Origin of the sequence: Polyangium sp. y55x31, from assembly GCF_029946505.1 — a bacterium.
Classification (GTDB): Bacteria; Myxococcota_A; Polyangia; order Polyangiales; family Polyangiaceae; genus Polyangium.
The window spans coordinates 576,821-590,286 of record NZ_JARZHG010000003.1; the positions used below are offsets into that span (position 1 = coordinate 576,821).

General features: G+C 66.7%; 14 protein-coding genes. 6 read left to right on the plus strand and 8 right to left on the minus strand.

Annotation, left to right across the window (positions count from 1 at the left end; genetic code table 11):
• Positions 1-105 precede the first annotated feature (105 nt).
• From QHF84_RS08595 to QHF84_RS08610, 4 genes are all read left to right on the plus strand, one after another.
• Positions 106-1,449 carry a restriction endonuclease gene (locus QHF84_RS08595; RefSeq protein ID WP_281312710.1) on the plus strand — a complete coding sequence of 448 codons (1,344 nt, stop codon included), beginning with the start codon at positions 106-108 and terminating at the stop codon, positions 1,447-1,449.
• A 134-nt stretch (positions 1,450-1,583) separates the two neighbouring features.
• Positions 1,584-2,294, plus strand: a complete 711-nt coding sequence (locus QHF84_RS08600; RefSeq protein WP_281312711.1) for a hypothetical protein — start codon at positions 1,584-1,586, stop codon at positions 2,292-2,294.
• Positions 2,295-2,739: 445 nt separating this feature from the next.
• Positions 2,740-3,093 carry a hypothetical protein gene (locus QHF84_RS08605; protein WP_281312712.1) on the plus strand — a complete coding sequence of 118 codons (354 nt, stop codon included), beginning with the start codon at positions 2,740-2,742 and terminating at the stop codon, positions 3,091-3,093.
• Positions 3,090-3,716: a hypothetical protein gene (locus QHF84_RS08610; RefSeq protein WP_281312713.1), complete on the plus strand. Its 627-nt coding sequence runs from the start codon at positions 3,090-3,092 to the stop codon at positions 3,714-3,716. The genes QHF84_RS08605 and QHF84_RS08610 overlap by 4 nt, the downstream gene beginning before the upstream one ends.
• A gap of 10 nt (positions 3,717-3,726) precedes the next feature.
• Here the strand turns inward: QHF84_RS08610 and QHF84_RS08615 are convergent, their stop codons facing one another.
• The 4 genes from QHF84_RS08615 to QHF84_RS08630 all read right to left on the minus strand — a co-directional run bounded on the left by QHF84_RS08615 (position 3,727) and on the right by QHF84_RS08630 (position 6,854).
• Positions 3,727-4,593, minus strand: coding sequence for a hypothetical protein (locus tag QHF84_RS08615; RefSeq protein ID WP_281312714.1), 867 nt, complete (start codon positions 4,591-4,593; stop codon positions 3,727-3,729).
• Between the two features lie 652 nt (positions 4,594-5,245).
• Entirely contained in the window at positions 5,246-5,773 is a 528-nt protein-coding gene (locus tag QHF84_RS08620) for a hypothetical protein (RefSeq protein WP_281312715.1), read from the minus strand.
• A 17-nt stretch (positions 5,774-5,790) separates the two neighbouring features.
• Complete coding sequence (locus tag QHF84_RS08625) at positions 5,791-6,393, minus strand: hypothetical protein (RefSeq protein ID WP_281312716.1); 603 nt, start codon at positions 6,391-6,393, stop codon at positions 5,791-5,793.
• Positions 6,394-6,419: 26 nt separating this feature from the next.
• A complete protein-coding gene (locus QHF84_RS08630; protein WP_281312717.1) occupies positions 6,420-6,854 on the minus strand; it encodes a hypothetical protein in 435 nt (144 codons plus the stop codon).
• 62 nt (positions 6,855-6,916) lie between these two features.
• Between QHF84_RS08630 and QHF84_RS08635 the strand changes: the two genes are divergently transcribed.
• Entirely contained in the window at positions 6,917-8,314 is a 1,398-nt protein-coding gene (locus QHF84_RS08635; protein WP_281312718.1) for an aminopeptidase P family protein, read from the plus strand.
• A gap of 12 nt (positions 8,315-8,326) precedes the next feature.
• Here QHF84_RS08635 and QHF84_RS08640 read toward each other — a convergent pair whose 3' ends face one another.
• The 3 genes from QHF84_RS08640 to QHF84_RS08650 all read right to left on the minus strand — a co-directional run bounded on the left by QHF84_RS08640 (position 8,327) and on the right by QHF84_RS08650 (position 11,285).
• Positions 8,327-9,787 carry a VWA domain-containing protein gene (locus QHF84_RS08640; protein WP_281312719.1) on the minus strand — a complete coding sequence of 487 codons (1,461 nt, stop codon included), beginning with the start codon at positions 9,785-9,787 and terminating at the stop codon, positions 8,327-8,329.
• Between the two features lie 113 nt (positions 9,788-9,900).
• A complete protein-coding gene (locus QHF84_RS08645; RefSeq protein WP_281312720.1) occupies positions 9,901-10,464 on the minus strand; it encodes a hypothetical protein in 564 nt (187 codons plus the stop codon).
• A 224-nt stretch (positions 10,465-10,688) separates the two neighbouring features.
• Positions 10,689-11,285, minus strand: a complete 597-nt coding sequence (locus QHF84_RS08650; protein ID WP_281312721.1) for a hypothetical protein — start codon at positions 11,283-11,285, stop codon at positions 10,689-10,691.
• Between the two features lie 353 nt (positions 11,286-11,638).
• On the opposite strand from QHF84_RS08650, the gene QHF84_RS08655 reads away from it, so the two are divergent.
• Positions 11,639-12,652, plus strand: a complete 1,014-nt coding sequence (locus QHF84_RS08655; protein WP_281312722.1) for an NAD(P)-dependent alcohol dehydrogenase — start codon at positions 11,639-11,641, stop codon at positions 12,650-12,652.
• A 21-nt stretch (positions 12,653-12,673) separates the two neighbouring features.
• On the opposite strand, the gene QHF84_RS08660 is transcribed toward QHF84_RS08655, so the two are convergent.
• Entirely contained in the window at positions 12,674-13,456 is a 783-nt protein-coding gene (locus tag QHF84_RS08660; protein WP_281312723.1) for a GNAT family N-acetyltransferase, read from the minus strand.
• Between the last annotated feature and the right edge of the window lie 10 nt (positions 13,457-13,466).

Below are 13,466 nucleotides of genomic sequence, written 5' to 3' on the forward strand. Positions count from 1 at the left end.
TGACGCAGCGATCGAGCCGAGCAGCTGCCCAACAAGGGCTTGGTGCGGCGAGTTGCGGCTGTGTGCACCTTTGTTGTAGCCTAACCCAGTCCGGGGGATGCGCCGATGTTCGCTCGAGCTAATAAGAACGATGCAAGTGAACCTCGATCCCCGGCTTCCAATGGGAAGCCGCCGCCGAGCGACACCGGCGGAGACTCACTGCCTTTCAGCCACCTTGACGCCGAGCGGTTCGAGAACCTCGTTCATCAACTGAAGAGCGCTGAGTTCGTTGCGAACGGTCATAAGGTCAGGCGCACGCAAGGTGGTGGAGATCGCGGCATGGATGTCGTTGTCTATTCCGCCTCTGGCAAGGTGGTGCAAGTCGTCCAGTGTAAGAACTACAAAGAGCGGTTCGACGCAACCGCGCTTCGCAAGGAGCTCCTCAAGCTGGCGCTGAACAGCTATTGCGACGCCTCGATCCTCGATATGGATCCCGTCGTCCGTACAATCTCTTATGAACTCTGGTGCCCGGGTGGACTCACAGATCCAGCCGCAAGTTTCATCAACACGTGGCCCAAAGATTGGACGGCCGCCGGACTGGCAAAAGACGCAGCGAACGTCATCAAGTCCTACTCGAGATTCAAGGATATTGATTGGAACACTGCCGGCGAGAAGGTCGTCTCAGAGTTCAAGGCACGCGTGCGACCGTCGTACTTTGAAGGCGCAGAAATTTCTCGACGAGTACGGGGGAACCTGCCGGTCTACGAAAATTTCTTTCAGGGTAAGGTCGTCGTGCCGCGGGACGACCTCATTACTGTCGCAAAGTATGCTGTAGGCGCATTCCTACTGCTGATGACAGGGGTGGTCGCCGTCGTGGTGCGCAGCAACCGCCCCGATCCCGCACCTCTGCGAGAGGCGCCAAGCTTCCAAAGCTCTCGCTCCGGGCTGTCGCAGTGCAAGGATGCTCATGTCGTCGTCGGGACTGCGAGACGAGATTGGTCGTGGGCGTGGATGCGCCAAGTCCTGTTGGCGAGCCCCGAGTTTCGTGTCCTGCCCAAGACATCGAGAGCACCCGGGGAGCTGTTCTTCAAGGTCTACGACTACGACTCTGGGCACGATGTGTTGGTCGCTCAGTGCGACGGAGATACGTGCGCGGAACTGGCGGCGACATACAAGAAGCTCGTGCCCTCCGCCACCCCCCAATCTGGCTGCGGACCGAATCCCACTTATCAAGGCAACGGTCGAGGCTTCAGTTTCTTTGACCCCAGCGATCCAGAATCCAATCTACCAGATCCCCACGATAGGATAGAAAGCTGCGCGCGCCTGAGTGTCTGTCTACTCAAGGTGGATCCATCGACGCAGGGGGATCCCGGCATAGAGTGCCAGAGTGGGAAGCGGAAGTTTGACTTGTCGTGCGCCCAACGGAAAACGTGCTCTGAAGTGGTCGATTGTCTCAGGGAGCGTCCGTAGGTGGCGACATGTTTCTCGCAGACCCAGCGCGAGGACCTGCCGTCGAACTCCCGCTGCTGCCGACGTCGCACCGCGCCATGCGACAGTTCGAAGGAGACGGAACAATGTGTCGATTCACCCGTCCGGTGCGGTCCGTGTCGAAGACCAAGATATTTGCGCGAGACGCGGGTGACGAGAAGCAGGTCCTGGTCTACGCCATGACGCTCTCGACCGACGAGGAGCTGGCCATGGTGCTCGCTCTTCCTGTCCGCCCGCGGAGCGACGAGACGGCGGTCCGCTTCATCGACCTTTCACACGACCCGGGGTTCTTCGTCGCACTCGATCAGGGCTTCGGCCCGCGGACAAGGGGCGCCGCGCGTGGTCTCGCGGCCAAGGCGCGCGCGCCCCTCGCCGTGGTCGATGTGGGTAGCTTCGAAGCGTCCTATGTGCCCACGATCGCGGACTTCGATCGCCTCGATCCTCGCTTTCGCTTGCCGGAGGGCGTGTGGGATCAGCAGGCAGGTCAGGAAGATTTCGGCTTTGCCGTGTTCAAGCTCAAGCCTGGGAAGAAGACCATCCATCCGATGGCATTCGCATTCCCGCGCGCCGATCCAGCGCGGCTCTTCTTCCCCACGATCCATGTTCACGATGGACAAGCACACCCGACCGCGTTCTTTGACCACACGCTCTATTACCAACGGCGCGAAGAGGAGCGTCCAGGCGTTTCGAGCGAATGGCAGGCGTCGGCACAGCCGGCACGTTCGTTCATGAATCCTTCGCGATGCGCGGGCGTCGTGGATCCAGAACGACGGGTGTACCGCAGAGTCCTTCGGGGCGTACGCAAGAACCAGGACATCTACGTGTGAACACGTCGCTCAATGCCGCCGAACCCGCGGCTGGTGCTCACGGTGCACCTGGGCCGCGCTGCGCGCGACCCGGGTCACGGCTGCACCCGACGGTAGAGGTCGACGCATGACGGAAGCTGCCAAGAAACCGCGTCATCCCGTCCCTCTCATTGCAGCGGCGGCTCTGTTGGTTCCTGTCTTCGGTGCTGGCATTTTCGCTGGCAGGTCGATTCCGGAACGAACCCCATCGGCTGACGGGGAGAAGCCAGCGGAACGGCCTGCGGATCGCGCGACACAGGCAGAGCTTTCGGCGTGTCAGAAAAAACTGGCGGCACGTTCGCAAGGAGGAGCGATCCCCTCGGACGCCGCGGCTCCTCCCGAGGAAGCGAGCCGTGACGCGGCCGAGAGGCCAGCCACCGTCGCGACGCTGGAGGGGGAGCTCTCGCAATGCAAGAGGCGCGAGCTCTTGACCAGCGCGGAGGTCTGCGTCGCCGCGGCTCGTCAGTTCCACGCGCTCCTGGCCTTGCCCAAGGATGGCTTGATGTGCGGGCCCAAGTCGCGGGCCGCGGATCTCGTCGAGGAGAATTTCGAGCGCTGCGCCGCGTTCGCAGATGTTCCACCCGACCATCGCGCGGACGAGCTCACGAAGGAGCAATCGAGCCTCGTCGCGGAGGCGGTCCGGATCCATCGGACGCTCACGGAGGACGAGCTACTCCGCCGCCTGAAAGAGTTCGTCTTCACGTGCACCGAGACGCCCCCGAAGTACCCGCCGGGGGTGGATCGGTCGAAGCAGCGCAAGCGCGAGGAGGCGCCCCTATGAGCGAGCGGCCCGAGCGTGCTGGCCTCGTCGTTCGTCTCCTCGTCGCGCTGACCGTGGTCGGCCTCGTCTTCGGCGGCGGCGTGCTGGTCGGCTGGGCGACCCGGGAGCGAAGGCCGCCGGCCAGGTCGCAGAGCAAGGAGCGCGTCACTGGCGAGGAGGTGAAGCGAGAGATCGCGGCCTGTCGAAAGGAATTGCGACAGCTCGCGAAGGAGCAGATCGCCCCGCCCGTCGTCATGACGCAAGACGCCGCGCCGGAGGAGGTCGCAAAGGTCGAGGCTCTACGGCGAGAGGTCCAGGAATGCAGGGGGCGAGAGACCTTGCAGAACGCCTACGTATGCGAGACCATCGATGGCCATATCAACATGTATTCTACCTTGGCCCACGGCATGTCGTGCGCAGCCCCTCCATGGCTTGCGGCATACATGCTCAACAGCGTCGAGAAGTGCGCCGAGTTCTATGAATTTCCCGCCCATCTGGACGAGGACGGGTTGACGCAAAGTGAAAAGAATCGTGTTTGGATGTCAAAATTCAGCTACGAAAGTTGGACAAAGGAAAATGTGACCGGATGGATGGATGGAATACGCCGCGATTGCCGTCGAGTCTGGGCGATGCCCCCTGAATGAGCGGACGCGATCACAACGTCGTCTCCCAGGCCGTTTGGGCAGGCGGGGCGGCCTCCGGGGATGAACGAGCCAGGTCGATGGGGGAGCGCGTTTGCGCGTCGTGCGCGCGGTCGCTCCTGCCTTCGTCGACCTTGTCGAGCGCGAAGGTCAAGGCGCCCCAGAGCCGCCATCGAAAGGGTACCGGACCATCCGAGAGCTCGATGGGGGAGCGAACCTCGAAGCCGATGGCCATCCTGTAACCCCATAACGCCAGATCGCTGCATCGGAACGCGAGCGAGGGCACGACGTTGACGAAGGCATTGCTGCCGCCGATCGTGACCCCCAAGTTCGCTTGCGCGTGCTTCGTGTAAAGAGCGTAGACGCGTACACCGCCGAGATACGCGATCGACAGGGGAACGTCCGGGAGTTGCGGCAGGATGGCCGCGGACGCCGCCCCCGTGAACTGGATCAACGGCAACGGTGTCTCCCAGAGATTGAGATGGCCGGCCATGGCAGGCGCGCCGGTGACGAAACCGCTCACGGGCTCGCTCGCCCTCTGCGAGCCCTGGCCCTGGGTAGCCACCTGCAGGAGCCAGCCGCCGCGCCGATTATCGAAGAGAGGCACACCCACGCTGATGCTCGCTTCGCCGATCCCGGGGGGGAGCACGGGCACGCCGCCGGCGCAAAGTGAATATCGCATCTGCCTGTACGAAAAGCGTGTCGTGGCGACAACCGGAACCCCCGCCACCCGTTCTCTCACCTGGACCTGCCCGCCACCCCAGAACCCATGGAAGGGCACCGGTGCCGCGCAGCGGCCTTCCTCGGCAAAGACCTCCGACGCGAAAACGGACGCGGAGCCGATGAGAGCCATCGCGACAAGGCGCGCGTCCATCTTCACTCCGGGTAGACGAACCCCACATCCTCCAGAGGGTGCGCCGCAGGTTGCCCCCTCGGCGGGCAGACCAAGAAGCTCAACCCCGCGTATATGGGCTGGCCATCAGAGCTGAACTCTTTGACGACGTCTGGAGGCTGGACGACATGGCAATACCCAGATTCTAAAGTTGCGAAGTCACTGGGGCACAAATTTAGCTCCGACTTCATCAGAGCAACATACTCCGCGTAGGCAGAGTTTTTCTGTTTGACCGTGTCGCACTCGGGCCCAGAAACAGCTCCTCCACGGAGTAGCGGTTTCTGAGAGTAGTTCCACCCGTCGCAGCATTCGAACAAGCACTCCACGGGGACGCAGTCGTCATCGAACCAGGGCCCGACGCTGGGCAGTGCTCCCTCCGGCACGTCTCCGAACGTGCAGCCCACGAGAGCACAAGCCGCGACGACCATGGTCGATCTTCGAACCGCTGCCCGAACGATCCGGGCAACCATCCAGTTCGGGCCAGTCACGTGAGAAACCTATCAGAGGCGGTTTCTCACGTGCAAGGCCACCACAGGGCGCCCTCGAATTCGGCACGGATGGCTGCTGCTTGCTGAGAATGCCGCATTGGGTGCTCCCCACCCGGGCGGCGTGAAATCGAGCGAAGGAGCTTTCCCGCCCCTCAGCACCCCTGCATGCACTTCTCGAACGTGCCGCCCGGCGTCGGGCTCGCAATCTCCGTGCACGTCGCGTTCACGATGCACGCCGATTCACACGCGTATTGCCCCGTGCATTTGTCCGGGTCCGGATCCGAGCAGACGAAGTTGCATTCGTCGCAGAGCTTCTTCGCCGCGGCCGTGCACTGGTTGCCGCCGCCGCACTCCGCGAGCGCGTCCTCTTCGATGTCGCAGCCGTCGAACGTGAACGTATCGCCGTCCCGGCACTCGGCCTCGGTCTCGACGCAACCGAGCCACGCCTCGTATTGCGACGAACAGCCCTTGCTCTCCGCCAGCGTCATCGTGCTCTCGATGTCGCCGAGGCAATCGTCACGCTCGGCCTCGGTGCAACCCTCGCACGCGCATTTGATGTCGCAGATGTCCGAGGCCCCGGGGCTGCAGCCGCCCGCCGATCCGGCGAACGACGCGAACCCCATGCCGATGGCGAGCCACGCGCCGAACCTCGCGAGCCCCCGTCGATTCTTCGTTTCCATCGGTGTCCTCCTCCCCCTCACGCCCCACCGCCGGAGCTCGAACCACCGCCGGGAGTCGAACCACCACCGGAGCTCGAACCACCGCCGGAGCTCGATCCCGAGCTCGAGCAAGCGATCACGCAATTGACGTAGGGTGTATCCGGCTGGGGGTTCGAGAGATCGTCGCAGCTCGCCGAGAGCGCGCAGTACGCCGCGCACTCGTCGCCGCCCGCGCACGGCGAGGCGCCGCCCCCGCTGAGCCCGCAGGACTCGCGCTTCGCGCGTTCCTCCTGGCAGGCCGTCTTGATGAATGCCGAAGACCGGATCGAGCAAGCCCGGAGCGCGTCCGCCGCGGCCGCGCAGCTCGACGTGATGAAGGCGCCATTGTCGCACGTTCCTTCATCCACGTAACAGGTGATGTAATTCGAATACTCGGCCGCGCAGCCGTCGTGCTCCGCGAGGCGCTCGGCGTCCTCCACGTCGTCCGTGCAGTCCTCGGTTTCGCGCTGGCTGCAACCCTGACAATCGCAGCGCGACTCGCAATACGACGCCGTGTCGCTCTGGCAGCCCCCGCCAATCGAGGCGAGCGTCATGCCGAGCCCCGCGAGCGCCGCGGTGAAGAACCACCGTGTTTTACGCACGATCTCCCCTCCTTCGTTGCCCTGGTTCACGGCGCCGTGGGCTTGTTCATGTCCTCGCAGGACATCGGCCAGTACCCGGTCACCTTCGGCTCGACGCAGGCCATGCACGCGTTCGAGAACGTGCGCGGCGTGGTCGAGGGGCAGGGCGCCTTGATGCAGCGGATGCCGTTATCCACCTCGCCGCAGACGGGCCGCAGGTCCTTGGTACACCCCGCCGCCTTGCGCGACTCCTCCGAGCACGACTGGAACGCGAGCCGGCCCGCGGGTTTTTCCGCGGGCGGGGGCGCCTCCGTGTCCGTGGGCTTGTCCGCGGGAGGCGGGGCCTCGGCCGCGGACGCCGTGGGCGCCGGCTCGACGGGGACCGTGGCCGTGGGGGCCGCGCCGTCGGTGGGGGGCTGCGTCGAGGCGCAGCCGAGGGCGAGGGCCGAAGCGAAGAGGGCGAGGGAAGCCAGGAATTTCATGATGGCGGCGCGTGTCTAGCCGTTTTCCCCGGCCGCTTCAAGGCGGGGTTATACTCGGATCCATGCTCTCGCCGCGTACCCCATCCTCGGTCTTCGTCGCCCGTCGCCGCGCCCTCGCCGAGCGCTCGCCGAACCCCGTGCTCCTCGCCGCCGGCCTGCCTCCGGCGCGCCAGTACCGCGCGAACACCTACCCGTTCCGCGCCAAGAGCCACTTCCTGTACCTCGTCGGCGAGCACATCCCCGGCGCGGCCCTGCTCGTCACGCGGGAGCGGCAGATCCTGTTCGCCGAGCCCGAGGCCGACGGCGATGCGCTCTGGCACGGGCCACGGCCGTCGTTCGAGGAGCTTCGCGCGGCGCACGCCGTCGACGAGGTCCGCGCGCTCGCCGACCTGGACGCGGTCCTGCGGGATCTCGGCGCGCCCGTGGCCACGCTGCCGACCGAGGACGCGCGGAGCGCCGCTTGGCTCTCGGCCATGCTCGGCCGCGGGATCACGGCTTCGGGCGGAGACAAACTCGACGAGGGCAGCCCCGACGCCGCGCTCGCCGAGGCGATGATCGGACTGCGCCTGCGCCACGACGAGGCCGCCGTCGCGCAGCTCCGCGCCGCGGGGCAAGCGAGCGCGCGCGCGCACCTCGCGGGCATGCGCGCGACGCGCCCCGGCGGCACCGAGGCCGAGGTCTGCGGCGTGATGATCGGCTCCCTGCGCCGCGAGGGTTTCGAGGACGCCTACGGCCCGATCGTCACGGTCCACGGCGAGGTCCTGCACAACGAACACCACCACGGCGCGCTCGCCGCGGGCGACCTCCTGCTCGCCGACGTCGGCGGCGAGACGCCCGAGGGCTTCGCCGGCGACATCACCCGCACCTGGCCCGTCTCGGGCACGTTTTCCCCCACGCAGCGCGCGATCTACGACGTCGTGCTCGCCGCCCAGCGCGCCGCCGTGGCCAAGGTTCGTCCGGGCGTGCGCTACCGCGAGGTCCACGAGACCGCGAAGCGCATCATCGTGGAAGGCCTCTGCCACCTCGGCATCTTCCGCGGCGATCCGAGCGGCCTGCTCGAGCGCGGCGCGGCCGCGATCTTCTTCCCGCACGGCATCGGCCACCTCATCGGGCTCGACGTGCACGACATGGAAGACCTCGGCGATCGCGCCGGCTACGCGCCCGGCCGTACGCGCTCGAAGAACTTCGGCGACTGCTACCTGCGGCTCGATCGCGACCTCGAGCCCGGCATGGCCGTGACCATCGAGCCCGGGTTTTACCAGGTCCCGGCGATCCTCCGCGACGCGCGGTACGTCGGCGCGGTCGGCGACGATCTCCGCCGCGACGTGCTCGCGCGTTACGCCGACGTCCGCGGCATCCGCATCGAGGACGACGTTCTCTGCACGAACGGCGAGCCCGAAGTGCTCACCTCGCTCGTCCCGAAGGACGCGTCCGAGGTCGAAGCCGCGATGCGCGGCTGAGCTCGAATCCCCTCACTCCCGGTACGGATTCGCCGCTTCCACGTACTTCCGCTGCGCGCGGGCCTTGTCGATCCCCGTGGGCTTCGCCGCGACGTCCTTCTTCGCGCCGGAGATCGTGCTCGCCTGCGCCTCCAGATCCAGGGCGAGCGCCTCGCCTTTGGTCCCTCCCCCTGCGCTCCTCGCCCGCGCGGTCACCTCGCGCAGCGCCTTCTCCTGCGCCGCGAGCTTCGCCTCCGCCTCCTCGGTGCGACCTTGCTCGAGGAGCTCGTTCACCGCGTCGAGCGTGTCGGCCGTCCGGGTCCGCTCGATCCGCGTCGCGATGATCGGATCGAGCTCCGATCCCGCCTCCCCGTCCGCGCCGATGCGCACGTCGAGCTTGCCGCTGCACGAGCCTTCCCCGCCCGCTCTCCGATCGTCGAACCGGAGCCGCACGTCGGCCACGGGCGTGATCCCTTCGGCGTCGGCCGGCACGCGTAGCTCGAGCAAGAGCGTCTTCGTGTCGCCCGCGGAGAAGTTTCCGAACGGGACCGTGAGGCGCTGCCCATTCCGCGAAAACGAGCGATCGAACACGCGCGAAAGCGTGACGCCCTCGGCGAGATCGACCGTGACGGCGGCCGAGACCGCGACGGTCTTGCGCAGCTTGTCGGCCTCGGCGAGGAAGACACGCTCGAGCGAGGCGGCGTCCTCGATGAAATGGTGGCGACCGCCCGAGTGCAGCGCGATCGCGCCCATGATCTTCTGGTTGTAAGACGTGCCCACGCCGATCGTGCTCACCCCGATCCCCGCGTCCCGCGCCGACCGAGCGATCGACTCGAAGCCCGGCACGTCGCGCACGCCGGTCGTCGCGTCGCCGTCGCTGAGCACGATCATCCGATCGGCGGCGCTTTCGCTCTTGCGAAGCTCGTCCACGCCGGCCTGGATCCCGCACGAGATGCACGTGTCGCCGCCGAGCGAGATGTTCTGGATCCTGGACCGGATCACCTGGCGGGTCGACGTGTCGACCGTGGTCATCGCGACGTCGGTCGTGGGGCGCGTGTCGAACGAGATCACGCTGACCCGGTCGCCGTCTTCCAGGTGATCCACGGCGGCATTCGCGGCGGCGAGCGCCCGCGGGAGCCTATCGCCCTTCATCGAGCCCGAGCGGTCGATCACGATCGCCAGGTGATTCTCGGCGACACGTTTCCCGTCCTCGGCGCCGTCGGCGTTCACCTCGACCATCACGTACGTCGTCCGCGTCCCGCCTTTTTCGAGCCGCCCGTGCCCGAGCCGGCCCTCCATCCGGAGCGTCGTGCCCGTGCTGAACGTCGCGGCGGCCTCCGGCGCCGTCACCTTTGACGCGACATCGCCGCTCTGCGCCTCCGGGGCTGCGCCGAGCGTCGTGGCGCCCGAGGACGCGGGGGCGAGGAGGTACACGGACGAACCGGACACCAGCATGCCGAGGGCGCTCAGGAGGGCGACGCTTTGGACCTTCATCGGGTGACCTCGCTCCGGCGCGGCGCGGGGAGGAGGGGGCGCGCGCGGGACCTCTACAGACGTACCACGACGCGGGAAGATCCGTCGCAGGGGCGCGGCCCGCGGGCCTGCCGTCAGCGCCCTTCGTTCGAGGCGCGCAGGATGCCGAAGCGGTCTTCGGGCGTGCTCACGGCGTGCAGCTTGCCGTGGCGGACGTCGAGCACCGCGAATACGTGCCCCGGGCAGATGCGGCCGAGGCGGCCTGCGAGCAGGCTCAGCATCACGCTCGTGCGGCGCGGCGTCAGCGGCTCGCCGCGGAAGTACATCTTGATCACGTGGGGCGTCTCGTCGATCGCGAGCCCGAGCTCCGGGTTCACGTCGACCTCGTGGGCGCCCATGCGATAGCTGGTCCGCGGCGGATCGAACCATTTCATCGTCCCCGTATCGAGGAAGCGCCGGTACCCCTCGACGACGCGCGCGAACACGCGGCGCTTCTTCTCGCTCGACTCGCGCGCGACCACGGCGTCGAGCGTCACGGGCAGGAGATCCTCGCGGTGCATCGTCACGATCGCGTCGCGAAGCGGATGATAATAATCGGGGGCCGAATCTCCCTTGCGCTCCTTCAGCGGATCCGCGTCCCCTCCCGCGCCAGCTTCGAGCACGAAGTCGACGAATCCCGTCAACGAGATTCTATCCATGATCCCTCCGCCACATTCTTAACGCCAAGCTGCCGTGCGTAACGGCACACGCATCCATACCACGGATCCCCCCGCGCCGACGGGCCATGGCAGATTTCCCCTGACGAAAAATGTCCGTGCGGACCCCTACAGCGAGGCAGATTCGTCCAGGTCAACACGATCCAGCGAGGAAATCGACGTTCTCCGGAAAGTCGAGCGACCACCCCCGCGAAAGGTCGTTCGCGTCAAAGTGCTTCGTAAATCGTGGAGAACGCGGCTGCTTCGCCGCGCAGGAGCACTTCGAGGCGCGGATTCGGAAGGTCCTTCGCGGTGTGGAGCTTCGCGCGCGGCACGTCGAGCATCGTGATCACGTGATTCGGATAGAGGCGCGAGAGGCCACTCGTGAGCAGCGCGAGGGCCACGGCGCTGCGCTTCGCGACGAGCGGCTCCTGGCGGAAATACAGCTTGACGAGGTGGGGCTTTCTGTCGATCACGAAGCCGACCTCGGGGTTCAGGTTGATCTCGAGGTCGCCGAGCTTCATTGCGCCGTGCGGGGGCTCGAACCAGCGCTTGTCGCCCGAGGCCAGGAACTTCCGGTATCCGGCGACGACGTGGGGATAGATACGGCGCCTCTTTTCGTCGGTCTGCGCCGCGATGACCGTGTCGAGGACGGATTCGCACTCGCCCCGCCGGTGCATGGCCACGATGCCTTCGCGGATCGGACGATAAAAATCCGTGCTCAGCTCGTCCTTGCGTTCCTTGTATTCGCGGACGCCAGTCAGCTTGGGTGTCCCGGATCTCAGCACGAAGTCGACGAAGTACGTCAGCGAGACCTTCTCCATGGGGATCCTCCCGTGCGGCACCGCTTCGGACGTCGACCCCCCCGAGGCCGACATCACGATTTTGTATTTATCACGAACGTGATTCGAATGCTGCCCCTCGATGGGGGTCGATGCGACGAAGAATGTCCCACGTGAACACGAGAAGTCCGCGATCATGTGTCCAGCTTCCGCATCCAAGACGGCTTCTGCGAAACATGCGCGGACGCAATATGTCCCATGCGTCGGAAGCGCTGCGGCATTGATATGTCGCAAAATGTCCGATCGGTCCCCTCGGGGCCGTGCGATCGGTCGTTTTCGATCCGAGGGTTGACGCCGCCCCGAGACCATGGGAACGGCGGGCGCAGGAGGTTTTCGTGAAGGCAATCGTCATTCAGGGATCGTTCGGGCTCGGCTCGCTCGCCGAGGTCACGCTGCCCGATCCCACCCCCGGCCCCGCCGAGGTCGTGATTCGCATGCGCGCGGCGTCGCTCAACTATCGCGACCTCATGACCGTCCGGGGCCAATACAACCCCCGCCAGCCGCTCCCGCTCGTGCCGCTCTCGGACGGCGTCGGCGAGGTCGTCGAGGTGGGCCCCTCCGTGACGCGGCTGAAAAAAGGCGACCGCGTCTGCCCCATCTTCACGCAAGCCTGGCAGGACGGCGAGCTCGACGCCGAGAAGCTCAAGACCACGCTCGGCGGCCCCCTGCCCGGCGTCCTCTCCGAGCTCTTCGTGACCGGCGAGTCCGGCGTCGTGAAGGTGCCCGCCCACCTCTCGGACGAGGAAGCGGCGACCCTCCCTTGCGCGGGCGTGACGGCGTACAATGCGCTTTTCTTTTCCGGCAGGGTTTCTCCGGGCGATACGGTGCTCGTGCAAGGCACGGGCGGCGTTTCGATGTTCGCGCTGCAATTCGCCCGCCTCGCCGGCGCACGCGTGATCGTGACGTCGAGCAGCGACGCGAAGCTCGAGCGCGCCAAATCGCTCGGCGCGTGGGCGACCATCAACTACAAGACCACGCCCGACTGGGACAAGAAGGCCCTCGAGCTCACGGGCGGCGTGGGCGTCGACCACGTGATCGAGGTCGGCGGCGCCGGCACGCTCGCGCGCTCGATGCGCGCCACGCGGATCTCGGGCACGGTGAGCGTGATCGGCGTGCTCTCCGGCGGGGCGCAGGAGATGAGCGTGCTGCCGATCCTGATGAAGCACCTCCGGCTCCAGGGCATCATGGTCGGCTCGCGCGCGATGTTCGAGGCGATGAACCGCGCGATCGAGGCGGGCGGGCTCCGGCCGGCGATCGACGAGAAGACGTTCTCCTTCGGCGAGGCGCGCGAGGCGCTCACCTACATGGAGAGCGGCGGGCATTTCGGAAAGATCGTGCTGCGATTCTGAAGCGGCCGTCCGGCGCGCGCGTCACGCCCGTTCGAGGTGCACGCGCGTGCAAACGACCCGGAAGCCCACCCGCTGCACGTTCCGCTCGGTGGGCTCGCCGGGCATCGAGCCAATCGTCGCCACCGTCGCGCCACGCGCCCGCGCCTCCGCGAGCCGCGCGCGGATGAGCGCCTGCTGAATGCCGCGCCGCCGCCACGCCGGCAGCACGCTCGTCCCGAACAGCGCCGCCACCTCGCCGCGCACCTCCGCGCTCCCCGCGCCCACGGCCTCGTCGCCGGCCCACGCCATCACGCAGATCGAGCGCGGGTTTTTCATCATGCGCAGGCTCACCTCCCGATCCGCGTCCGACATGGGCTCGCCCTCGGGCCGGAAGCCGCTGCTCGACACCTCGATGAACCGCTCTTCCTCGTCCGGGAGCACCTTCCGCACCACGATTCCTTGAGGCAGCGCCGCGCCGGCCAGGGGATCCTCGTCCGCGGCGAGCTCCCGCGCGAGGAGATTCTCGAATCGTGTGAGCACGAACTTCCGCGCGGCGAGCATGGGCAGGAGCCCCGCATCGACGTACGGCGAGAGCTCCATCCGGATCGGCACGCCGCGGCCCGCGTAAAACGCCTCGATCTGGTCGAGCTCCTCGGCCTTGACCGGCCCCGCGAGGCCGATTCCCATGACCACATTGCACCAGGATCCCGGCCCGGCGAAGCAAGCAATACCGCCCGCGACGCGGATGGATTCGGGCGCGATGGATGCGAAGCCCTGCACCTGGCGGGCTTCTTCGAGTCGGGCAATCTCCTCGGCGGTTCGCATGGCGCCTCTT